This is a genomic window from Ureibacillus galli (assembly GCF_014836845.1).
Lineage (GTDB): Bacteria > Bacillota > Bacilli > Bacillales_A > Planococcaceae > Ureibacillus > Ureibacillus galli.
Genome location: NZ_JACSQA010000044.1, coordinates 1 through 24863, shown reverse-complemented (window position 1 = coordinate 24863; position 24863 = coordinate 1). Strand labels below are relative to the sequence as shown.

22 protein-coding genes are annotated in these 24863 nt (G+C 35.7%); 20 read left to right on the top strand and 2 right to left on the bottom strand.

Translation table 11 applies throughout. The features are described 5' to 3' along the window. The first annotated feature begins 199 nt into the window (after positions 1-199). The 11 genes from H9636_RS18085 to ftsH all read left to right on the top strand — a co-directional run bounded on the left by H9636_RS18085 (position 200) and on the right by ftsH (position 12892). Positions 200-1804, top strand: coding sequence for a putative polysaccharide biosynthesis protein (locus tag H9636_RS18085; protein ID WP_191708950.1), 1605 nt, complete (start codon positions 200-202; stop codon positions 1802-1804). An 8-nt stretch (positions 1805-1812) separates the two neighbouring features. Next, positions 1813-3279 (top strand): bifunctional methyltransferase/pyrophosphohydrolase YabN, encoded by a 1467-nt coding sequence (locus H9636_RS18080; RefSeq protein WP_191708949.1) that lies wholly within the window; start codon positions 1813-1815, stop codon positions 3277-3279. Positions 3280-3282: 3 nt separating this feature from the next. After that, positions 3283-3573, top strand: coding sequence for an RNA-binding S4 domain-containing protein (locus tag H9636_RS18075; RefSeq protein WP_191708948.1), 291 nt, complete (start codon positions 3283-3285; stop codon positions 3571-3573). 142 nt (positions 3574-3715) lie between these two features. Next, complete coding sequence (gene yabP / locus H9636_RS18070) at positions 3716-4015, top strand: sporulation protein YabP (RefSeq protein ID WP_122972274.1); 300 nt, start codon at positions 3716-3718, stop codon at positions 4013-4015. Continuing rightward, a complete protein-coding gene (gene yabQ / locus H9636_RS18065; RefSeq protein ID WP_191708947.1) occupies positions 4012-4509 on the top strand; it encodes a spore cortex biosynthesis protein YabQ in 498 nt (165 codons plus the stop codon). The genes yabP and yabQ overlap by 4 nt, the downstream gene beginning before the upstream one ends. A 46-nt stretch (positions 4510-4555) precedes the next feature. Continuing rightward, on the top strand, positions 4556-4975 hold the full coding sequence (locus tag H9636_RS18060) for an FtsB family cell division protein (RefSeq protein ID WP_191708946.1): 420 nt from the start codon (positions 4556-4558) through the stop codon (positions 4973-4975). Positions 4976-5173: 198 nt separating this feature from the next. Next, positions 5174-5596: a S1 domain-containing RNA-binding protein gene (locus H9636_RS18055; protein WP_122972271.1), complete on the top strand. Its 423-nt coding sequence runs from the start codon at positions 5174-5176 to the stop codon at positions 5594-5596. 552 nt (positions 5597-6148) lie between these two features. Continuing rightward, positions 6149-8542, top strand: coding sequence for a SpoIIE family protein phosphatase (locus tag H9636_RS18050; RefSeq protein WP_191708945.1), 2394 nt, complete (start codon positions 6149-6151; stop codon positions 8540-8542). A 35-nt stretch (positions 8543-8577) separates the two neighbouring features. Next, the gene (gene tilS / locus H9636_RS19410; RefSeq protein WP_191708944.1) at positions 8578-9981 is read left to right on the top strand and encodes a tRNA lysidine(34) synthetase TilS; all 1404 of its coding nucleotides are present in this window, start codon (positions 8578-8580) and stop codon (positions 9979-9981) included. A 176-nt stretch (positions 9982-10157) separates the two neighbouring features. Next, entirely contained in the window at positions 10158-10700 is a 543-nt protein-coding gene (gene hpt / locus H9636_RS18040; RefSeq protein ID WP_191708943.1) for a hypoxanthine phosphoribosyltransferase, read from the top strand. A 131-nt stretch (positions 10701-10831) separates the two neighbouring features. Beyond that, positions 10832-12892 carry an ATP-dependent zinc metalloprotease FtsH gene (gene ftsH, locus H9636_RS18035; RefSeq protein WP_191708942.1) on the top strand — a complete coding sequence of 687 codons (2061 nt, stop codon included), beginning with the start codon at positions 10832-10834 and terminating at the stop codon, positions 12890-12892. Between the two features lie 144 nt (positions 12893-13036). Here ftsH and H9636_RS18030 read toward each other — a convergent pair whose 3' ends face one another. Next, positions 13037-15013 carry a methyl-accepting chemotaxis protein gene (locus H9636_RS18030; protein WP_191708941.1) on the bottom strand — a complete coding sequence of 659 codons (1977 nt, stop codon included), beginning with the start codon at positions 15011-15013 and terminating at the stop codon, positions 13037-13039. 213 nt (positions 15014-15226) lie between these two features. Between H9636_RS18030 and H9636_RS18025 the strand changes: the two genes are divergently transcribed. From H9636_RS18025 to dusB, 8 genes are all read left to right on the top strand, one after another. Then, positions 15227-15994 (top strand): type III pantothenate kinase, encoded by a 768-nt coding sequence (locus H9636_RS18025; RefSeq protein WP_191708940.1) that lies wholly within the window; start codon positions 15227-15229, stop codon positions 15992-15994. Between the two features lie 18 nt (positions 15995-16012). Beyond that, positions 16013-16894, top strand: coding sequence for an Hsp33 family molecular chaperone HslO (gene hslO, locus H9636_RS18020; RefSeq protein ID WP_191708939.1), 882 nt, complete (start codon positions 16013-16015; stop codon positions 16892-16894). Beyond that, positions 16878-17834, top strand: a complete 957-nt coding sequence (locus tag H9636_RS18015; protein ID WP_191708938.1) for a peptidyl-prolyl cis-trans isomerase — start codon at positions 16878-16880, stop codon at positions 17832-17834. The genes hslO and H9636_RS18015 overlap by 17 nt, the downstream gene beginning before the upstream one ends. A gap of 121 nt (positions 17835-17955) precedes the next feature. Continuing rightward, positions 17956-18885 (top strand): cysteine synthase A, encoded by a 930-nt coding sequence (gene cysK, locus H9636_RS18010; protein ID WP_191708937.1) that lies wholly within the window; start codon positions 17956-17958, stop codon positions 18883-18885. Positions 18886-19062: 177 nt separating this feature from the next. After that, positions 19063-19926: a dihydropteroate synthase gene (folP, locus tag H9636_RS18005; protein ID WP_191708936.1), complete on the top strand. Its 864-nt coding sequence runs from the start codon at positions 19063-19065 to the stop codon at positions 19924-19926. Between the two features lie 20 nt (positions 19927-19946). After that, positions 19947-20318, top strand: a complete 372-nt coding sequence (folB, locus tag H9636_RS18000) for a dihydroneopterin aldolase (RefSeq protein WP_191708935.1) — start codon at positions 19947-19949, stop codon at positions 20316-20318. Continuing rightward, positions 20311-20841 carry a 2-amino-4-hydroxy-6-hydroxymethyldihydropteridine diphosphokinase gene (gene folK / locus H9636_RS17995; RefSeq protein WP_191708934.1) on the top strand — a complete coding sequence of 177 codons (531 nt, stop codon included), beginning with the start codon at positions 20311-20313 and terminating at the stop codon, positions 20839-20841. Before folB ends, folK begins: the two co-directional genes overlap by 8 nt. Positions 20842-20920: 79 nt before the next feature. After that, positions 20921-21934, top strand: coding sequence for a tRNA dihydrouridine synthase DusB (dusB, locus tag H9636_RS17990; protein ID WP_191708933.1), 1014 nt, complete (start codon positions 20921-20923; stop codon positions 21932-21934). 36 nt (positions 21935-21970) lie between these two features. On the opposite strand, the gene H9636_RS17985 is transcribed toward dusB, so the two are convergent. Next, a complete protein-coding gene (locus tag H9636_RS17985) occupies positions 21971-22450 on the bottom strand; it encodes a DinB family protein (RefSeq protein WP_191708932.1) in 480 nt (159 codons plus the stop codon). 413 nt (positions 22451-22863) lie between these two features. Between H9636_RS17985 and lysS the strand changes: the two genes are divergently transcribed. Further along, the gene (gene lysS / locus H9636_RS17980; RefSeq protein WP_191708931.1) at positions 22864-24363 is read left to right on the top strand and encodes a lysine--tRNA ligase; all 1500 of its coding nucleotides are present in this window, start codon (positions 22864-22866) and stop codon (positions 24361-24363) included. Positions 24364-24863 lie beyond the last annotated feature (500 nt).

The window sequence follows — 24863 nt, the reverse complement described above, 5'->3', positions numbered from 1 at the left end:
AGAAAGGTGAATTTGAGTTTCATCAAATTCACCTTTCTCACTATTTGAAGCTAGTTATGTCCCAGCCTCTTTTTAATGGTTAAAAATAATATGTTTTATGAATATCAATTACTTATGGCTATGTTCGTATTTCTTGTAAATCGAGTTGGTTTACTTTTCATGTTATACTATTGGCATTGTAATGGAGGATAGGGTGAATATGGCAAATAATTTTGGCATGAAAGGATATATGAAAGGAGCGTTACTTTTAACAATTGCAGCGTTAATTGTTAAAGCATTAAGTGCAGTTTATCGTGTCCCCTTTCAAAATTTAGTTGGAGATCAAGGATTTTATATATACCAACAAATTTATCCATTTATATCTTTCTTTGTTGTTTGGGCATCAGGTGGTTTTGCCGTTGCTATTTCTAAAATGTTAGCAGACGCTGAATCAAGTATTCATCCTGTTGAAAGAAAAAGAATTATCTCGCGAACAATCTTTTATTATTTAACCATGTTGTCTATCGTTTTCTTTTGTCTTTTATTTTTCGGAGCGAATTTTTTATCGGAAATGATGGGTGATAAGCAGCTTGCTCCCCTTCTTAGAACTGGTTCCTTTGTCACACTCTTTATGCCTGTATTGGCTTTAATGAAGGGACGTTTTCAATCCCAAGGAGAGATGGTGCCAGTTGCTTATGCGCAAGTGTTTGAACAATTTGTTCGAGTTGCAGTTATATTAATCGGGGCAACGATTATTATGCATACGAATAAATCATTATATGCGGCAGGAAACGCGGCAGTTTTTGGAACGGTTATTGGTGAAATAGCAGGAATTATTTTATTGCTTTATTACAGTAAAAAATTACATATTATTCCCCGAAAAATAGAAAATAAAGGGAGTACGTGGCCAATACTAAAAGAAGTAACGGTATTAAGTTTAAGTGTAAGCATGAGTAGTTTACTGCTACTTTGTTTTCAATTAATTGATTCTTTTACTGTTTTTTCAATATTGCTTCATAATGGAATGGATCATATAAAGGCGATGGAAATGAAGGGAATTTACGATCGCGGACAGCCGCTTGTACAGCTTGGAATCACTATTGCATCGTCCCTATCTCTTGCCATTGTCCCTTTAGTGGCACTACAGTCAAAGAAAAAGGGTGGTCGAGGTTCTACGCCATTTATCCAGTTAACTTACCGCGCCTCCATTTTACTTGGAGTTGCAGCATCTATCGGATTAGTAATTGTTATGCCATATGTAAATCAAATGTTGTTTGAAACAAATGCTTTATCAAATGTATTAATGATATATGTCTTACAAATCGTCCCATTATCGGTCATTTTAACTTTAACTGCAATATTACAAGGAATGAATAAGTTGAAAATTCCTGCACTAATATTAATCGGTGCAATACTCCTTAAGTATTTAGGTAATCTTTATTTTATCCCTAAATGGGATGTGTTAGGAGCAGCGGTAGCAAGTAATATAGCATTATTTTTAAGTGCTGGATTACTGATGATTTATTTAAAACGATTAGTCCATAGTAAGCTAGCTACTAAAGAGTTCTACATAAAGTTAAGTATAGCAAGCGGCAGCATGATATTAGTTGTCGTTATGGTAGACCAATTATTCCAGATATTTTTCCATGTTGCTACAAGTAGAGTTGTAGCAATAGCTATAGGAGGGTGCTTAATTTTTATCGGAGCATTTGTTTATTTGACGATAGTCGCAAAGACAAAAATGCTAGCGGTAAAAGAATGGTTTTTATTACCCTTCGGAAGAAAAATGGCTCGTTATCAGTTATTGTTAAATAAAAAGAAGTAGGTGAAAAGATGCATCCATTAACTATTATTGGCCTTGGTGCAGCTGAACTTGATCAGCTGCAAATAGGTGTTTATAAAAAATTAAAAGCAGTTGAAAAGATTTATGTTCGTACAATGGACCATCCTGTTATTCAAGAATTGCAAGAAGAGGGAATGACGTTCATTAGTTTTGATGATGTTTATGAAAAACATGATACATTCCAACCGGTTTATGAAGAAATTACGGAACGATTAATCCATGCGGTTAGCCATGAACCTATCATGTATGCAGTACCTGGACATCCATTAGTGGCAGAACAAACCGTGCAATTGTTAATTGAAGCGGAGAGCGAAGGGAAAGTTCAGTTAACCATAGAAGGCGGACAAAGCTTCCTAGACCCGATTTTTGGTGCCTTAAGAATTGATCCAATTGATGGATTTCAATTATTAGATGGGACGAGCTTTTCAATTCACGATGTCAACATGCGCGGACATGTGTTAATTGCTCAAGTCTATGATTCCTTTAGTGCATCTGAAGTGAAACTAACCCTTATGGAAAAATATCGTGACGATTATCCTGTAACAATTGTAACGGCAGCAGGTTCTTCTTTAGAAAGTTTAACAACGGTTCCGTTATATGAGTTGGATCAAGCAGTCGAAATAAATAATTTAACGACGATTTATGTACCACCGGTTGAAAATGATTTAGACGCGCTACGCGATTGGACTACATTCAGACGCATTATTGCTACGTTACGTGGTCCAGACGGTTGTCCTTGGGATCAAAAACAAACTCATGAAAGCTTAAAAAAATATTTGTTAGAAGAAGCTCATGAGTTTTTAGCTGCAATTGATGAAGAGGACGATTTTGGAATGGTAGAAGAGCTTGGAGACGTATTGCTACAAGTGTTTTTACATGCTCAAATCGGCGAAGATAATGGCTACTTTAATTTAGAGGAAGTACTGGCATCGATTAGTGAGAAAATGATTCGTAGACATCCCCATGTGTTTGGTGAAGTCAATGTTGAGAATGCAGATGAAGTGGTAGCTAACTGGGATGCCATTAAAAAGCAAGAAAAGGGAGAACAATTTGGTTCGTTATTAAAGGGCGAATATCGTCCAACATCTTCTCTACAAACTTCTTTTAATTATCAAAAGAAAGCTGCCTCAGTCGGTTTTGATTGGCCAAATGCAGAAGGTGCTTGGGAGAAATTTTGGGAAGAATGGAAAGAGTTCAAGGAGGAAGTTGAAAAAGGTGCGCCTAAATCACGTTTAGATGAATTTGGGGATGTGCTCTTTACCCTTGTGAATATTGCCCGTTTTTACAAAATCTCTCCAGAAGAAGCCATGATTCATGCGAACGAAAAATTTCTTCGTAGATTTCAATATGTAGAACAAAAGGTAATAGAGAGTGGTAAATCCTTTGAAGATTTTACATTACAACAACTAGATGAATTTTGGAATGAAGCAAAAACTTTAGAAAAAAAGGAGAAGTAGTCAATGCGAATAGATAAATTTTTAAAAGTATCTCGGTTAATTAAAAGACGTACTTTAGCAAAAGAAGTAGCTGATCAAGGAAGAATTACAATCAATGGTAAAGTTGCAAAGGCAGGAAGCGCAGTAAAAATTGGTGATGAATTATCAATTCGCTTTGGTCAAAAAGTTGTAACTGCCCGTGTAGAAGATTTGCGGGAAAATGTGCGTAAAGAAGATGCCCAAAACATGTTCACAATTCTTAAAGAAGAAAAACTTGATAAAATTGAACCTCAATTTATTGATGATGAAGAATAGATAATCTTCTTATTTGATGACATTATCTGTAAGAGAAAAAATAGTAAATTTCTAGAGCATGACAAAATTTATTGTCATGCTTCTTTTCTTTTTAGCATAAAGTGAACAGAACAAACACAACAACAATAAAAGGAGGAACGATATGACACTACATCAAGAAAGTAATCGTTACACAATGACATCTGGGGACCATCTTGTGACAGTGCGAAATCGAAAAAGAATGGACATGACTTCAGTTAAGGAAATTGAACGTTTTGACCAAGAGGAGTTTTATATTAGAACAGCACAAGGCCACTTACTAATTCGTGGCGAGGAATTACGAATTGTCCATTTAGACGTCGATAAAGGTTTACTGACTTTGGAAGGAAACGTAAAATTACTACAATATGATGATGAAGAAAATGGTTTATCTAAAGGCTTCCTCCATAAATTATTTGGATGACCATTAATGAACAAGTTGTTAGCATATTAATAATGGTATTTAGTGGCTTACTTGTAGGTGCCATAATAGATTTCACACGTTATACACTAAGCGCCTTAAGCCCAAAGTCTATTATAAGAAAAATGGGGTATGGAGTAGAGCTAATTGTATGGGCACTATTAGGTGCCCTAACATTTTATATTTTATTTTTAATTAAGGGTGGAGAGTGGCGGTTAGTCGACCCACTAGCACAATTACTAGGAATTTTCCTTTACGAATCTATATTTCAAAGACCTTTCCGTTTTGTTGGACGAGTTTTAATTATTCTTACTATTAAGCCAATTGTTGCTATTATTCGATTCATTTATTCGATTATTTCAGGCTTCATTAAATTAATCATTCGTATTATCTTATTTATCTTAAAACCGTTTTACAAATTGTATAATAAATTCCTTGAAAAACATTTACGAAAATTTTATACAAAAATTAGAAGGACTATCTTTAAAAAAAGTTGAATTATAAGTATAATATAGAGTACAGAAATTTGAGGAGGTGACGGATATGGTAAAGCGTAATAATCGACAACAAAAAAATGTTCGAACGCTTGAAAATGACTATGTCCGATCATCAGATAGTAAAGCTCAATATAAAAAAAGACAAAAAATTCTTTTTCGAAGAAGAATATTTGTATTTGGTTTACTTGCTACGGTAACATTAGTGTTATTAGTTAGTTCTTATATTACACAAAATAACCGTTTAGAAGAAAAGCAAAAGCAGAAGGACGAAATCGTTGCTAAGCTTGATTCCGTAAAAGAACAGCAGGATACGCTTAAATTACAAATTGCGAAATTAGAAGATGATGAATATATTGCGAAATTAGCACGTAAAGAGTACTTTTTATCTGATGATGGTGAAATTATTTTTACTATCCCAGATGAGGACGAAAGTGACAATGAAAAGGCTAAAGAGAATGACAAATAATGGTTACTTATGTATAGCTTTTCTGCTTTTAGTAAACAATAAAAGTGTTTTTGGTTCGATAGAAAAAGAGTTGTCTTGTTGACACTCTTTTTTTGTTGGCTATAATAAAAGAGAAACGTGAATTGATTTTTGCACGTAACACTAAATTTGATTTCGGGCTAAATAGCCGCTTAAATTTTAAGGAGGAGCATTTTTTTTATGTCAATTGAAGTAGGCAGCAAAGTACAAGGTAAAGTAACAGGAATCACAAATTTTGGAGCATTCGTTGAGCTGCCAGATGGCAAAACAGGCCTAGTTCACATTAGTGAAGTTGCTGATAACTATGTGAAAGATATCAACGAGCATCTTAAAGTTGGGGATGTTGTTGAAGTTAAAGTGATGAATGTTGAAGCGGATGGTAAAATTGGTTTATCAATCCGAAAAGCGAAGCCTCAAGCTGAAAAACCTGAACGTCCAAGTCGTCCACGACGCGATAATCGCTCGAACGATCGTCAAGGTCCATCAAAAGAAAGCTTCGAGCAAAAAATGGCACGATTTTTAAAAGATAGTGACGAGCGTCTTGCAACATTAAAACGTGCAACTGAATCAAAACGCGGTGGCCGTGGAGCTAGAAGAGGGTAGTTTGCTGTCTGTTTTAATCGTAGAAAAAGTGTAATATAGATTGAAGACTATTAGTGATCAGAACATCACTAATAGTCTTTTTTAATTTGTACCCTTATATACAACACGTTATACGATAGGTGCTCTCCATTTATCTACTTTTTTCGTCTAATAAAGATTTAATTAATGCAAAAATCCCAATAGTGCAAAGGATTAAGCCGCATAACAGCATAATTAGCTGAAGGATAGCGTGTACTTTTAGAATGGTACCTAAAACGACTAAAATCGAGCCGGTTGAACATAAAAGAGCAAGTACCCAAAATTTTTTAAGCATGAAAAATTGCCTCCAAAAAATCAATCAATCTTTTCCCTATAGCTAGTTTACCCTTCTAAATCATTGAAATAAAGAGTTTCTCTAGATACCGTTCACTATTCCGACAGTTATTTTGGAGATGTTGTCTTATCAAAGATTACGTCGAACAATTTTAACTCTATTATTTCACTACTAGACAAATTTTACACAATATCTTTTATATAATAGGCGCTAACACTATAAATTAAGGAGATGTAAAAATGGCTAATATTGAAATGATCAACGAAAAAACCTCATGGCAAAATTTAACGGAACGTTTCTCTATAAAAAAAATAAATTTCATTATTCATATTTTCTTTTTTTTGCTAGCGTTGTTTCTATCAAGAGCGGTAATGTTTGAAGCGGCCGTTCCGTTTTTATTACCTCTTTGGGCAATTGTGAAACAACGGTACGAAAATGAGAAATGGACCGTGTTAATCGGAGGATTACTCGGTGCGTTTACTTTAAGTTTAGGACAAGCACTTATTTTAGGGTTGCAACTTGGTTTATATGAATTGATTACCCGTTTTAAATTTTGGAAATTTCCAACAGGTGTATCGGTTGGCTTGGCTATCTTTTTTGGACAATTTATTTGGCAAGGAATTGCCCACCTTGGCATACCACCTTTAATTGTTCAACTCTATATTTATTATGAAGTTATTTTAGCCTTTTTAATGACTATTTTTGTAAAATTATTTTTCGTCCAGCCACACCGCTTCTGGGCAGTTGGTTGGAGTTATGAGCGAGTAGGAGCTGGTCTTGTCATCCTAGCGATGGTGTTAACAGGTGTTCAATCGGTCGTCGTTTCATATTTTGGTTTGTATCCGTTTTTACTCCATTTAGCGATATGTATCGCTGCTTTTACGGGTGGGGTTCCGATTGCGGCTATGGTAGCAACGATCGTCGGGGCATTAGTCGGAATAGCAAAACTCTCCTTTACGGGAATGATTTCGGTTTATGCGATGACGGGTGTAGTAGCAGGTCTCTTTAGTGGTCTCGGTCGAGTTGGGGTAGTAATTGGGAGTTTTATACCGAGTATATTCTTTTTCTTTTATGATGCTACCTTACCTCTTGATACAGTATACTTTGTCTCTATCGCCGTTGTCGGAATTGTATTTTTCGCCCTCCCCCAGAGCATGTTTACTTTTTTGCATGATATGATTCATCCAAAACGAGATGAAGTACTACTCCAGCGTCAACAATGGTTAACTGAACATACAAGTGAAAAACTGGAGTCATTTCAAAACTTTGTTCTATTTATGAAGGAGCTTGTTTTTGATCGATTTACTTCTACAGAAACAATAAGTGAAGTGCGAAAAATAGAGCCATGTGCGACTTGTATGAGTTGTTTTCGTTACGATCGTTGTTGGGGTGAGAGTAATTCAATGGAGCCATTGATTCAAGATTGGTTTGTTGCAAAGTCGGGGATTAAAGAATCCGAGCAAATGATGGCAGAAGAACGGATTAAGCTTAAATGTATTAAGTCTACGAAACTGTTGGAAGAGTTAGACCATCAGTTATATAACGACAAGATGAATGGTCAGTTTTATCATGGAAAGAAAATGATTGCTCTTCAATTAAGAGATTTAAGTAATCATTTAAATAAATTGATGGAGGATATGAAGGACGAAACTTTATCTTTTAAAACGATTGAAGAAGAATTGGAATATCAACTGAAAAGAGCACAAGTACATTGCTTCCAAATCGATGTGTTAAATAATACAGTTGGTGAACGGGTTGTCATTTGTTCTTTTGCCAATAAAAATAAAAACCATGAAGATCAATACTTGCTATGTGAGAGAATTATTTTACCTATTTTATATGATGTTTTTTCAGAGCCGTTTCAAGTCGAGAAAATTTCTGATCAAAAAACGCCATTTACCCATGTACAAATACGTTTTCGTTCAGCAGTTCGCTATGAAATAGAGTATGATATATATAGTAGAGCTAAAAATTCTGCTTGGGTGTCCGGCGATACTCATGCGATATTCCATATTCACCCTGGCCTCGTAGCTGTTATGTTATCCGATGGTATGGGGCAAAGTAGAGAGGCACAGCGTGAAAGCAGGAGATTAGTCCGTTTAATGAGAGAATGTTTAAGCTATAATATGAATCCAGAGACGGCCATGCATACGTTACACTATGTTATGTCGTTGAATAGAGAAGTTGATATGTATGCAACGATTGATTTTGCCCTTGTTGATTTGCAAAAGGGTGCACTATGGTCTTGGAAAGCGGGCAGTATGTCTACCTACATTTTACGCGGGGAAAGATTATTAAAGGTAGATGGCGCAGCAGCACCGGTTGGATTTATGCCTGTGTTTTCAATTGAAACAGAAAAGGTCAACCTATTAGCCGATGATTATGTTGTGATGGTATCGGACGGTGTCTTCTCAAGTGACTTTGATTGGGAAGAACAAGAAAAGTATTTAGTTAACTTATTAAAATCGCGGATTCAAAACGAAATACCGATTGAAGCTATTTTATATGATGTAATGGAGGAGTTTGGGAACTTATATCCGGTAGACGATGATTGTACAGTGATTATGTTTTCAGTATCCCATGTTGTTCCAAAATGGGCTGTATTTAGCCCTTTAAGTAAAGAATTATCATGAAACATTTAAGGGAAGTATTGTAGAGGTGAGAAGATGTGTCGTTTGAATTAAAAATACAAAAATATATTAGTGAACAACAGTTAGTAAAAAAAGGAGACCGTCTTCTCATTGCTTGTTCTGGTGGCATTGACTCAATGGGGTTAGTACACTTTTTTATGAAGTTTCAACATAATTTAGAAATTGAATTATTTGTTGCCCATGTGGACCATATGCTTAGAGGAGAGACATCTGCAGAAGACCGATTATTTGTAGAACAGTTTTGCCTGCACCACAAAATTCCTATTTTTAGTACCGCTATTCCAATTCCACAATTACTTGAAGAAGAGGGGGGGAACTCCCAGGCCATTTGCAGAAGAGAGCGTTATGCGTTTTTTGAAGAAATGATGAAAACCCATCAAATCAATAAACTAGTAACTGCACACCATGCTGATGATCAATTAGAATCCATTTTGATGGCATTAACAAAATCTGGTAATTTGAGTAGTATGAAGGGGATTTATTCTAAAAGGGAGTTTTCCTTTGGCACAATTATTCGTCCTTTTTTAGCGGTTACAAAAGAAGAAATTAGGGAATATTTAGAAGGGAATGGAGGAACTTACAGAGAAGATGCAAGCAATGAGAAGGATGATTACACTCGTAATCGATTTCGCCATCACATCGTACCGCTATTGAAAAATGAAAATGTGCATGTCTCTTCCCACGCAGTCCACTTTGCTGAAACTTTACAGCAAGATGATGAATTGTTAAACAATTTAGCGTTAGAGCGTTTTCCCCACATTGTAAATCAAAAAGAAAAACAAACGTATACATTATCTATTCCCTTGCTACAGAAAGAACCAGTTGCTTTACAAAGAAGAATCATTTTAATACTATTAAACTATATTTATAATAATTCTAATTTTGCCCAAGGACTTACAATGATGTCCTCTATTTTAAATTTATGCAAATCAACGGATGGTAGTGCAAAGGTTTACTTACCTGAGCAATTTATCGCAAATCGTAAATACGATAAAGTTGTATTTGAGAAATTAAGTGAAAAAAAAGATGTAAATGGCAACATCCAACATGTTGTTATGAATCAATGGACCCAACTGCAAAACGGCATTCGATTATACATAGGAGAAGCCTCAAAAGTAGTACACGCTCCGGAGAATAACTCCACTACGTATTACTTCAGTTCGGAATTGATTAGTACACCGCTTTATGTTAGAACTAGGAAAAACGGAGATCGTATTTTGCTAAAAGGTATGTCACAACAAAAAAGGTTATCACGACTCTTTATTGATGAGAAGATACCTTTGGAAGAACGTGAACATTGGCCAGTACTTGTTGATTCGAATGATGAGGTACTTGCTGTTATCGGTGTTCGAGTTAGTGGAAAGTTATCGACAAAGAAACAATCTTTTGATGATTCCATCCTGATTATTGAAAGAAAATAGTAACGATTTTTTACTTAATTAAGGTATTATTAAATAGAAAGATTTTCATTTATTTTTGGGTATAAAGTTAAAGCAAAAACGATTAAAGTTTTGAACAGATGAACAGATTTTATTAAGGAATGTGCAATAATTATTTTATTGCTTTAGGTGTTTGAACAATTCAAGGAGGAACCACCATGATTCAAAATGATATTGAAAAAATTATAATTTCAGAAGAACAAATTCAAGAAAGAATTGCTGAATTAGGAGCGCAATTAACAGAAGAGTATAAGGAACGGTTCCCGTTAGCAATTGGTGTTTTAAAAGGTGCAATGCCTTTTATGACAGATTTAATGAAGCGTTTTGAATCATATGTAGAGATGGATTTTATGGATGTATCTAGCTACGGAAATGCAACGGTATCTTCGGGAGAAGTAAAAATCTTAAAAGACTTAAATACAAGTGTTGAAGGTCGTGATGTCATTATTATCGAAGATATCATCGATAGTGGCCTAACTTTAAGTTATTTAGTAGATTTATTCAAATATCGTAAAGCAAAGTCGATTAAAATCGTAACGCTTTTAGATAAACCATCTGGTCGTAAAGTAGACTTAAAAGCAGATGTTGTTGGTTTTGAAGTTCCAGATGGCTTTGTTGTTGGGTACGGTTTAGATTACGCAGAAAAATATCGTAACTTACCATACATCGGTATCTTAAAAAGAGAAGTTTACTCATTCTAATAGAGATTTGTAGAATTTTCGACAAAAAATGTAAATAACACATTTTACCGGTGCTTTTCGTTGTATGATGAAATAATGATATGATAAGATTTTACTTATAGTTTTTCTGTTATGTTGTGAGGAGGCTGGGGATGAATCGAATATTTCGATACACCATATTTTATTTATTAATTTTTCTCGTAATAATCGGTATTTTCGGTACTTTTAATGGAGGTAATACACCTTCTAAAGAATTAACTTATCATGAGTTTTTAAATGCGCTGGATACAGGTAAAATTGAATCTGCGACTATTCAACCTGATGCAGGAGTGCTTGTAGTAGAAGGATCTTTAACAGGAGCAAAAGATGGTGAAACATTTACTGTTAATCTTCCACAAGATAATCAAGCTTTAAATTCAAAATTAACTGATGCTGTTAAAAATGATCCAGATATCAAATTTTTACCAGCACCTGAAACGAGTGGTTGGGTACAGTTCTTTACTGGGATTATTCCATTCGTTATCATTATCATTTTATTCTTCTTCCTATTGAGTCAATCTCAAGGTGGCGGTAATAAAGTGATGAACTTCGGCAAAAGTAAAGCGAAGTTATATGATTCTGAAAAGAAAAAAGTACGCTTTAATGATGTTGCTGGTGCAGATGAAGAAAAAGCTGAACTAGTAGAAGTCGTTGATTTCTTAAAGGATCATCGTAAATTTACTGAAATGGGTGCGCGTATTCCAAAAGGGATATTATTAGTTGGTCCTCCAGGGACAGGTAAAACGTTACTAGCCCGTGCGGTAGCAGGTGAGGCTGGCGTTCCTTTCTTCTCAATTTCAGGTTCTGACTTTGTAGAGATGTTCGTCGGTGTCGGTGCGAGCCGTGTTCGTGATTTATTTGAAAACGCTAAGAAAAATGCACCATGTATTATCTTTATCGATGAAATTGATGCCGTTGGTCGTCAACGTGGCGCTGGTCTTGGTGGCGGTCATGATGAGCGTGAACAAACGTTAAACCAATTACTTGTTGAAATGGATGGTTTCGGTGTAAATGAAGGGATTATCATTATCGCTGCTACAAACCGCCCAGATATTTTAGACCCAGCGTTACTTCGTCCAGGACGTTTTGACCGTCAAATTACGGTTGGTCGCCCAGATGTTAAAGGACGTGAAGCAATCCTAAAAGTTCACGCACGTAACAAACCATTACGTGATGATGTAGACCTTAAAGCGATTGCACAACGAACACCTGGTTTTTCAGGTGCAGATTTAGAAAACTTATTAAACGAAGCAGCGCTTGTTGCAACTCGTCGTAATAAAAGAAAAATCGATATGACCGATATCGATGAAGCTACAGATCGCGTTATTGCAGGTCCTGCTAAATCAAGCCGTGTCATTTCCGAAAAAGAGCGTAAAATTGTTGCCTTCCACGAAGCTGGTCACGTAGTTGTTGGATTAACTCTTGATCAAGCCGAAAAAGTGCATAAAGTAACAATTGTTCCTCGAGGTCAAGCTGGTGGTTATGCAGTAATGCTTCCAAAAGAAGATCGTTACTTTATGACAAAACCAGAGCTTTTAGATAAAATTGCTGGACTCCTTGGTGGTCGTGTTGCAGAAGATATTACTTTCGGGGAAGTATCGACAGGAGCACATAATGACTTCCAACGTGCTACAGGTATTGCTCGTTCAATGGTTACGGAATATGGGATGAGTGATAAACTAGGACCGATGCAGTTTGGTTCAAGTCAAGGTGGAAATGTATTCTTAGGTCGTGACTTTAATTCTGAACAAAATTATTCAGATTCTATTGCTTACGAAATTGATAAAGAAATGCAATCCATTATTGTTGAGCAATATGAACGTACAAAACAAATTCTAACGGAAAAACGCGATTTATTAACTTTAATTGCAGAAACATTACTCGAAGTAGAAACTTTAGATGCTCAACAAATCGAGCACTTACGTGATCACGGTACTTTACCGGAGCGTAAAAGTTATTCTAACGTAGATAATGAAAATGCAACGAATGAAGATACACAAGTGGTTTCTACGGATGAAGCTGGTACTACAGAAGCAGCAGTTGAAACATCAGGTACTACTTCGTTAGAAAAACAAATTGTTGGTGAAACGACTGATCCGACAGTTTCAGATTTACCGAAAGAAGATAGTTCTTCTAAACCAGCTGATGGTATTCAAGAAGATCGTAATAAATAATAAATATACGTTTCCAAAAGGGAAACGATGTATGACTGAATGAGTAGCTGATTTGCTGCTCATTCAGTTTTTTATTGTCTTCTCGTCTATAAAAAAATACCATTCAGATTGAAAACTGAATGGTATTTTTTCGTTTTTAAGATCTTAAATTTTAAAACGATCCACTAATTGTTTTAATTCAATGGCTAGTGTATCCAACTCGGCTGTATTTTTCGATACTTCTTCAATGGAACGAGTAAATTCATTCGAAGTGGCAGCTGTTTCTTCAATCGCTGCTGCCGATTGTTCTGACATTGCGGCCATTTCCTCTGTTGCTTCATTCATTGATTTTGCACGGGTAACATTTTCAGAAAGATATACGATAATTTCTTCTACGTTGTTTACCATGTTGGAAACGGAACGACTAATTTGCGTGAACGTTTCACTTGTTGCCTGAATTTGAGTTGTACCAAGACGAACTTCTGAATAACCGTCTTTTAAAGAAGTTTCAACCATTGCCGTTTCATGATGAATGTTAGAAACAATTTGAGTAATGTCTGTAATGGATAAAGATACTTGTTCTGCAAGTTTCTTTACTTCATCAGCGACAACTGCAAATCCTTTACCATGTTCACCAGCTCTTGCCGCTTCAATCGCTGCATTTAGCGCTAAGAGATTTGTTTGGTTTGCAATTTGTTCAATGATTAAAACTAACTTTTCGATTTCTTTCGTTTGACTTTCTAAATGTCCCATTTTTCCAACGGCATCTTGCATAATCTGATTAATATTATTCATTTGAGCGTTCGATAATTGCATTAATTTAGTACCTTCATTTGTTAATTCTAGTACCTTTAAAGAATCTTTATGAACTTGCTCGCCTTTTTCATTCGTTTTTTCAATACTTTCTGTGAAGTTACTAATATTTGACGCCAAATCAGCAATGTTTTGTGCTTCACTTTCAGTTCCAGAGGCTAATTCCTGCATAGTGGAAGAAATTTGTTCAGATCCGATTTGAATCGTATTCGATAATTGTTTTAAAACATCGCTTTTTTGATTGACGCTTGCAGCTGCCATTGCAACTTTACCAATCGCCACGTGTAAGTTTTCTTGCATCGTTTTCGTAGCATTTGTAAGTTGACCAATTTCTCCTTTTTGTGTGCTTTCTTTAATATTCAATTGTAAGTTACCTTGAGAAAGCTCATTCATAATATTAGCTACTTCAACAACTGGTTGAGAAATTCTTTTACTCATAAAGAAAGAAATAATGAAAACAATAATCATAGTAATGACAATCAAAACGATAGATAATAAAAAGATATTTTGCTTTGATTGTTGCAGTATAGATATATCTTGCTCAATACCGATTGCTGCAATGATTTCATTACCAGTAGGATCGTAAATTGGCAAGATGGATTCCATTATTTCTTCATTTTGGTAGGAAGATAGTTCTCCTTCTTTCACCGATGTTAGAAGATTACTTTTCATTTTAGTGTTAAGTTTTGACTCATCAGAAGATTGAACGATAAGTCCTTCCATATCGTATAAACTAATTGTAACCCCTTGTAACATTTCGCTTAAATCCTTAATAAATTGACCATCTACACCAGTTTGCAAAGTTCCAATAACTTTGTTATTTGAAATAATCGGAGTAAAGGCTCGGACCGATAATCCACTATTACCAAACTCAAACCCTGCTACGGATTCGCCCTTTAAAGCGTGTTGGATTGCTTCTAAATCACTTTTATCATCACCATACTTCTCAGGATTATGGGCACGCAACAAAACAGTACCTGTAAGATCTCCAAATTCAAAAACAGATAATTGATGTTCTACTGATAAACGAGAGTAGACATCTTTAACAGAATTTAATAACTGCTCACGCCCACTATTTTCAAAAGTCGATATAATTTCTTCATTTTGAGAATACAATTCTGTTATTTTTAATAGGTTTTCGGATATATTGTTTAACTCTGTTTGTACTATATGTATCATTTTGTCTTGCTGGTTTTCTGTTACTTTACTAAAACCCTTATTAGTTGATGCAAAGGTTGAAGTTGTTGCAATAATTAAAGGGATTACTGAAAGCATTAGGAAGACCATAATTAATTTACTCTTCAAACTATGTAATTTTAACTTACCCATAGAAACTCCTTTAATATAGTATTTTCCTAAATAGTATCACAAATAGTGGAGGAGAATTGTTAATTTTCTGTATCGAAATAACTATGATATTGTTATAACCATATTCCTATATTCATATATTTTTTATTAAATAGATTTCATTCCTATCACTGTTTAAATTAGCCAATTATATGATATGATTTCTTCAAATGGACTTGAATTGGGTGTGAGAAAATGATTCTAGTGCTAAATGTAGGAAACTCTAATATTGCATTAGGGATATATGTAAAGGATAAACTAACTTATCATTGGAGAATGGAGACAGACCGTCGGAAAACCGAAGATGAGTATGCAATGCAAATAAAATCCTTTTTTGGGCATGTAGGTATTGTATTTGAGCAAATTGAGGGAATCATTATTTCTTCGGTAGTTCCGCCAATAATGTATGCATTGGAAGAAATGTGCAGGAAGTATTTCCAAGTTAAACCATATGTTGTTGGTCCTGGTGTCAAAACAGGGTTAAATATTAAATATGACAATCCTAAAGAAGTCGGGGCTGATCGTATTGTCAATGCAGTAGCAGCTTTAAATGAATATGGAGGCCAACCGTTAATCGTAATTGATTTTGGCACTGCTATTACATATTGTTACATCAATGATAAGGGTGACTATATGGGAGGTGCCATTGCACCTGGTATTGCAATTTCTGCTGAATCTCTTTTTGCAAAGGCTTCAAAGCTGCCACGTATTGAAATATCACGTCCTTCAAATATTATTGGAAAGAATACAATTTCCGCAATGCAATCGGGTATTCTTTACGGGTTCGTCGGTCAGGTGGAAGGAATTGTCGGTCGAATGAAAGAACAGTGTAAAGAGGAACCGCTAGTTATTGCAACAGGGAGTTTGGCAAAATTAATCTCAAACGAAACAAAGATGATCGATGTAGTAGATCCATTTTTGACGTTAAAAGGGTTGCATGTTATTTATAAAAGAAATCAATAAGAAATGAGGAATGACAACATGAGTGATTACTTAGTAAGGGCATTAGCCTTTAATGGGAATGTACGAGCCTTTGCATCTAGAACAACAGAGACGGTAGGAGAAGCGCAACGTCGACATAATACGTGGCCTACAACGACTGCGGCTCTTGGTCGATCTATGACAGCAGCGGTAATGATGGGTGCGATGCTAAAAGGTGAAGAAAAATTAACGGTAAAAATAGAAGGTAATGGTCCAATCGGTCCAATGATAATTGATTCCAATTCAAAAGGAGAAGTGCGTGGTTTTGTTACAAATCCCCAAGTTCATTTTGAATTAAATGACGTTGGTAAACTCGACGTTCGCCGTGGTGTAGGGACGGAAGGGTCGATTACCATTGTAAAAGATTTAGGTTTACGTGATATGTTCTCGGGTCAAACTCCGATTGTTTCCGGGGAAATTGCCGAAGATTTCACTTATTACTTTGCGGTTTCCGAACAAGTACCCTCTTCAGTAGGATTAGGGGTTCTAGTAAATCCTGATAATACGGTATTAGCATCGGGTGGTTTTATTATTCAATTAATGCCTGGTTGTGATGAAGAAACGATTTCACAAATTGAGCAACATTTAAATAATATTGAACCTGTCTCTAAGATGATTGAAAAGGGATTAAGTCCGGAACAAATACTTGAAGTAGTACTTGGAGAAAACAATGTTCAAATATTAGATAAAACTCCTGTTCAATTTAAATGTCAATGTTCAAAAGAGCGATTTGGTGATGCTATTATCAGTTTAGGTGTGCAAGAAATACAAGAAATGATTGATGAAGATGGTGGGGCGGAAGCGCAATGTCATTTCTGCTTAGAAAAATACCATTATAATCAACAGGAGCTTGAAGGTTTTATTAATGAAATCAAACAATAGCCATGTAAATCAATCAACTAACCAAATCCCTCTTTCGCAAAGACGTTTAAAAACAAAGCCAGTATTAACTTTATTAGCCGTATTATTTGTTGGTAATATTTTTTGGTTTATCCTCTGGTTATGGCCGGATGGAAATGATGGAAATGGTGGCGACGAAGTAGTCGCTACCATTGATGGGGAAAAAATTACCCGTCAACAGTGGATGGCAGCAATGGAGAGCCGATACGGTAAAGAGACATTACAAACGATTGTTAATGAGACAGTCATGGAAAAAGCTGCGAAGGAATATGATATTAAAGTTACCGATGAGGAAATAGACTTAGAAATGGCATTGATGCGCTCCGCACAAGATAAGACTGATACAGCAATACAGGAATTATCGGACAAGGAGTTACGTCAAGAGGTCCGTGCTCAACTAATACTTGAGAAAGTACTAACAAAAGATATTGTAACGGATGAGCAACAAATGAAAGAGTATTATGAAGAAAATCAATCATTATATAACATCCCTACTACATACAGGACGAGCATTATTATCGTTGAATCCGAAGAAGATGCGAAAAGCGTTCAACAAGAATTAGAAGAAGGATCAGACTTCTCAGTACTTGCCAGAGAACGTTCACTTGATACTACTTCAGCGAGTTTAGGCGGAGATATTGGATTCATTACTACAACTCAAACGAATGTAGATAAAAGTATTCAAGAGGCCGTGAAAAATTTAGGTCCAGATGAAACTAGTGAACCTTTTGTCATGAGTGATGGCCGATATGGTATTGCTCATGTAAAGGAAGTGAACGATGGAAAATCCTTTAAATATGAAGAAGTAAAGGGTCATATCGAACGGGTATTAGCTTTAGAACAACTACCGTCAACGGTTACGCCAGAGGCTTTTTGGAAGGAATTTGATGCAACTTGGTTTTATGGAGAAGCGTCATCTTAAAAGTGTAAAATATTCTCAATATTTAGTTCCTATCTATTGACATGAAGGATAGGAAGTTGGTAATATACTAAATAGGTAAAACCTATAAAAATAGTAGGTATTAAGGAGAGGGATGACAATTATGAGTAAATTAGCAAACTCAGTTGCTGAATTAGTCGGCCGTACACCAATCGTTAAATTAAACCATGCAACAAATGAAAATGAAGGTAATGTATATGTTAAATTAGAATTCTTTAATCCAGGTAGCTCAGTAAAAGACCGTATCGCCCTAGCAATGATTGAAGCTGCTGAAAAAGATGGCACTTTAAAACCAGGAGGTACGATTATCGAACCAACTTCTGGTAATACAGGTATCGGTTTAGCGATGGTAGCAGCTGCAAAAGGTTACCGTGCTATTTTAGTAATGCCAGAAACAATGAGTATTGAACGCCGTAAATTACTCCGTGCATATGGTGCTGAATTAGTCTTAACACCTGGTCCAGAAGGCATGAAAGGTGCTATTGCAAAAGCAGAAAGCTTAGCAAAAGAAAATGGCTACTTTTTACCACAACAATTTAACAACCCTGCCAATGCCGAAGTACACCGTTTAACTACAGGTCCAGAAATTGTAGAAGCATTTGATGGACTAAAATTAGATGCATTCGTAGCTGGTGTTGGTACTGGAGGTACAATTACTGGTGCAGGTGAAGTGTTAAAAGAGAAATATCCTGATATTGAAATTATCGCAGTTGAACCAAAAGATTCTCCAGTATTATCTGGTGGTAACCCTGGTTCTCATAAAATCCAAGGAATCGGTGCTGGATTTGTACCAGAAGTATTAAATACAGATGTTTATACTTCTATCTTCCCTGTTGATAACGAAATTGCATTTGAAGTAGCTCGTAAAACAGGCCGTGAAGAAGGTATTTTAGTAGGTATTTCTTCAGGTGCTGCAATTTATGCTGCAATTGAAACAGCAAAACGTCTTGGTAAAGGTTCGAACGTTTTAGCAATCGTCCCATCCAACGGTGAGCGTTACCTATCTACAGCTCTTTATAATTTTGAAGACTAATATTACTTAATATTTGAGGCATTACCTTTTAGAGGTAATGCCTTTTTGTTCTTTTAAAATTTAGACGGATGATGAAATATAAAGTAAAATGAAATGATAAAAAATAAATGAAATGCATTGGCAATTTAGACAGATATAACGGTGATTACATTGATTGAATTGAAAGAGGGGTTTAATATGCTTTCTAAATATCCAAAACCATTAGTACTTAATAACATAGAGCTTGATTATACAAAGGAAACCGTTGTCATGGGGATATTAAATGTAACTCCCGATTCTTTTTCCGATGGAGGGAAGTATAATTCCATAGAAGCAGCAATACAGCATGCGAAAGAAATGGTTTCAAATGGAGCAAAAATTATTGATGTCGGTGGGGAATCGACGCGTCCTGGCTATACTCGAATTTCTGATGATGAAGAAATAGAGAGAGTTGTACCAATAATTAAAGCATTATTGAAGGAAGTTCCCGCTATTATATCAATCGATACATATAAATCAGCTGTAGCACGCGCAGCAATAGAGGCAGGAGCCCATATCATTAATGATATTTGGGGGGCAAAGGCAGATCCTGAGATGGCTAAAGTTGCTGCGGAACTTCATGTTCCGATTATTTTAATGCATAACCGCAAGGATGAATTTTATCACCATTATTTCGAAGACTATATGAACGATTTAAAAGAAAGTATAGCCATTGCAAAAAATGCAGGTGTTCCGGATGAACATATTATTTTAGATCCTGGTATCGGCTTCGTTAAAAATTTGCAGCAAAGTATTGAAACGATGCAGCGTTTGGACGAGCTAGTCGAGTTAGGCTATCCTGTATTACTTGCAACTTCCAGAAAACGAATGATTGGTACAATATTGAACTTACCATTAGAGGAACGGGTAGAGGGAACGGCAGCAACGTGTGCATATGGAGTGATGAAAGGTTGCCATTTAGTAAGAGTTCATGATGTGAAAGAAGTAGCGCGCACTGTAAAAATGATGGATGCCTTAATGGGGAAATTTACGATAAGTGAAGAACTACCTAAAAGACACTAATCGCTTTAAGGAGAATGAAGATGGATTATATACATTTAAGAGAAATGCAGTTTTTTGGATACCATGGAGTATTACCGGAAGAAACGAAGTTAGGTCAACGGTTCCGTGCATCTGTTTCGTTGGCAGTAGATATTCAACAAGCAGGTCTAACCGATGAACTAAATGATACTGTAAGTTACGTAGGTGTTTATGATATTTGTAAAGAAGTTATAGAAGGTACTCCATATAAGCTAATTGAAGCCGTTGCGGAAAAAATTGCAACGACGATTTTATCTGTATATGCAGGACAAGTATTCGGTTGTAAAGTGGAAGTTATAAAACCAGATCCACCTATCCCAGGACATTATAAGGAAGTAGCAGTTGAAATTGTAAGAGGTCGTTTTTATGAATAATGTTTATTTATCTATTGGAACGAATATCGGAGACCGGGAACAAAATTTAAAGCATGCTATAAAAATGTTACAAGGCACAAAGGATATCACGGTTAAAGCAATTTCTTCTATTTATGAAACTGCTCCCGTAGGTTATATTAATCAGCCATCATTTTTAAATATTGCCGTATTTATTCAAACAGCCCTTTCCGCTTATGAAACGCTAGAAGTATGTCAGTCGATTGAAAATGAGCTTGGAAGAGTACGTGAAATTCGATGGGGTCCGCGAATCATTGACCTTGACATTTTGTTGTTTAATAACGAGAATATTGAAGTTGAGAATTTAATGATTCCTCACCCTAGAATGTATGAACGTGCATTTGTTCTAGTTCCACTCCATGAAATCATGCAACATCCTTTAACTGAACAACTTCGATTAGTGGAAGCTAGTGTTCAAAGTATGGATTTACAAAAGGAAGGCATTCTTAAGTGGAAGCATATTAATAATATAAATGAATTTACACGAGCAGAAGAGTCTAAGTAGGAATATTAGGTTTTAATCAATAACGATTAAAGAAAAATTGTCCAATATATCGGATTTTAATATAAGAGGAGGAGTCCCATTGACTACACAAAATAAGCCGTTTCAAATCGGTGATATAGTTTTGGATAACCGGGTTGTTTTAGCACCGATGGCAGGAGTGTGTAACTCCGCTTTCCGTTTAACAGTAAAAGAATTCGGTGCTGGCTTAGTATATGCAGAAATGATTAGCGACAAAGGTCTTGTTCAACGTAACAAAAAAACATTAGATATGCTATATATTGATGAACGTGAAAATCCACTTTCATTACAAATATTCGGTGGAGATAAAGAAACGTTAGTAGAAGCAGCAAAGTATGTAGATAAAAATACGAATGCAGATATAATCGATATCAATATGGGGTGTCCTGTAAACAAAATCATCAAATGTGAAGCAGGGGCAAAATGGCTATTAGATCCGAATAAAATTTATGAAATGGTTTCAGCTGTAGTTGATGCAGTTGATAAACCTGTCAGTGTAAAAATGCGTATTGGTTGGGATGATGAACATATTTTTGCTGTGGAAAACGCTCAAGCCGCTGAACGTGCAGGTGCTTCTGCCATTGCGATGCATGGCAGAACGCGTGTACAAATGTACGAAGGTCGTGCTAATTGGGATATTATTAAAGAGGTAAAGAAAAACATTCGTATCCCATTCATCGGTAACGGAGATGTGGAAACGCCACAAGATGCCAAACGTATGTTAGATGAAACGGGTGTTGATGCAGTCATGATTGGTCGTGCTGCTTTAGGTAACCCATGGATGATCTACCGAACTGTACAATATCTTGAAACGGGAGAGTTAAAACCTGAACCGTCAGTACGTGAAAAAATGGATGTATGCTTACTTCACTTTGAACGTTTAATGCAACTAAAGGGCGAAAGTGTGGCAGTACGTGAAATGCGTAAACATGCATCTTGGTATTTAAAAGGGATTCGTGGTAACGGTAAAGTTCGAAATGCTATTAATCAAGTGGAAACAGCTCAAGAACTAAGAGCTTTACTTAATGGAGTAGTCGCTGAATTAGAAGAACGTCAAGAAGCGGAAGCTATTTAATATGAAAAGGCATCCTTATAGTGGATGCCTTTTCATTTATTTCGCTAATTGTTCTTTTGTAGGACCCATGACGCCGGGAACAGGTAGGCCTGCTTGTCGAAGGAGTACTTGCATTTGCGCACGGTGATGAGTTTGATGATCGACCATCATACGAAGGATAGATCCGATTGGTGTTAGCTGACCATGGCTATTTACTTCGTTAAGTAGTCTTTCATCAGATAGTTGTTCTTTTACAACGTTAATAATGCTTTCACTAGCTGAACGATAAATTTTAATAATTTCACTCAATGTATTAGGAGTATCCTTTGGATTTAATTCCACATCAAGAGCAAGACCGATTTGACCCATGAAATAAGCTGGTGCAGTAGTTAAATGCCAGCTTAACCATTCGAGAGAACTATGACCTTCTACAATTGAAATATGCTTTTTTTCTTCTGTAATAGATTCAAAAATAGCTAATGTACCTGCGCTATTATGTTGCCATTCTTGAATAAAATCGTTTATATGACGATACATACTAAAAATCCCTCCTTTTAATTCAAATTTTAGCATGACCAACGATGTTATATGTAATAATCAGTCTTAAAAGACAAAATATCTAACCATTAAATATTTGAGAAGAGTAACAAATTCAATCGAAAGAGGTGAATCAAACGAAGAAATTGTGTACAATAGGTACATTATGGATTAATTGAACGCTAATGGCGGAAAATGAATTATACACAGATATAATTTATATTAATTTGAGTAAGACTGCTGATGTAAATCAGTTGTCTGTTGTCATTCGGAAGCAAGAGATTTAAACTTCTCTTACTAAGATATCCGTCTTTGGCTCTAACTTCAGTTTAAGTAAAATTAACTGAGTAACGAAATGTCCAAGTAACCATGCCGTATAAGCTGGTGTTATACTGAATAAAGGAAAATAAGGAGTGATAAACGTGTCAAACATTGAAGATTTAAACGACCAACTTTTGGTGAGACGCCAGAAGATGACAAATATTCGCGATAACGGAATGGATCCATTCGGCAGTCGTTTCGAACGTACGCATTTATCTTCAGAGATTCGTGAACAATTTGGAGAACTTACGAAAGAGCAATTAGAAGAATCACCACAAGAAGTAACAATCGCTGGACGTATTATGACAAAACGCGGAAAAGGAAAAGCTGGTTTTGCCCATATTCAAGATTTAGGCGGCCAGATTCAAATTTATGTACGTAAAGACCGCGTTGGTGATGAAGCGTATGAATTATTTAATACTGCGGATTTAGGAGATATTGTAGGTGTTCGAGGGAATCTATTTGTAACGAATGTTGGAGAGCTTTCTGTTAAGGCAGAAGAATTTACTTTCCTAACTAAATCCCTTCGTCCGATGCCGGAAAAATTCCATGGTCTACAAGACGTTGAACAACGCTATCGTCAACGCTATCTAGACTTAATGACGAATGCAGATAGTAAACAAACATTTATTACTCGTTCTAAAATCATTCGTGCTATCCGTAATTACTTAGATAACAATGGTTATTTAGAAGTAGAAACACCGATGCTCCATTCTATTGCCGGAGGGGCAGCAGCTCGTCCATTTATTACACATCATAACGCACTAGATATGGAACTTTATATGCGTATCGCAATTGAACTTCATTTAAAACGTTTAATTGTTGGTGGTCTTGAAAAAGTTTATGAAATTGGACGTGTATTCCGTAATGAAGGTATTTCAACTCGTCATAATCCAGAGTTTACGATGATTGAGTTGTACGAGGCTTATGCAGATTATCGCGACATTATGGAGTTAACAGAAAACCTAATTTCACATGTCGCACAAGAAGTACTTGGTACAACAACAGTTCAATATGGTGAAGATCAAATTAATCTTGCGCCGGGCTGGAAACGAGTTCACATGGTAGATGCAGTAAAAGAAGCAACGGGTGTAGACTTCTGGCAGCCAATGACAAAAGAACAAGCACAAAGCTTAGCAAAAGAGCATGGGGTTGAAATTAAAGAAGCTCATGAAGTGGGGCATATTATTAATGAATTCTTTGAACAAAAAGTAGAAGAAACGTTAGTACAACCAACCTTTGTTTTTGGTCACCCAGTTGAAATCTCTCCACTTGCAAAGAAAAATCCGGAAGATCCACGTTTTACAGATCGTTTCGAATTATTCATTGTACGCCGTGAACATGCAAATGCATTTACGGAGTTGAATGATCCAATTGATCAACGTGAGCGTTTTGAAGCACAACTTGCTGAAAAAGCTGCTGGTAACGATGAAGCTCATGAAATGGATAATGATTTCATTGAAGCTTTAGAATACGGTATGCCTCCGACAGGTGGATTAGGTATCGGTATTGACCGTTTAATTATGTTATTAACAAATGCACAATCGATTCGCGACGTATTATTATTCCCAACAATGCGTCACCGTGATTAATGATTTATATGGTCAAAAGGCGAGGGAGCTTTTATCCCTCGCTTTTATTATGATGATATAGTTCGGTTTTACGAAATAGTACGTTTTAAGGTATTGAAAAATGGCTATAATGAGCTATATTCAACTTTTTTTCGGTTTTCTATTAATATTTTAAAAAAACACTTGCAATCAAAATGGAAAGATGTTAAATTATTATACGTCGCCAAAAGTGGTGAGGAAATAAAAAAGCTTTCAAAATTATTGTTGACAATGAAATTAGAAAGTGATAATATTTAAAAGTTGCTATTTTAAAGCGATGAAAACTTTTTTAAAAAAGATGTTGACGAATATATCGTTAACCGATATAATATAAGAGTTGTCATCAAAAAGCGACTGACATGAACCTTGAAAACTGAACAACAAAACGTTAATGAATATAGTTTTAACTTAATTGTTGAAACAAAATTTTGGACATCATTATGATGCCAGCAAAAATTTGAGCTTTATCAAATTTTCTTTTA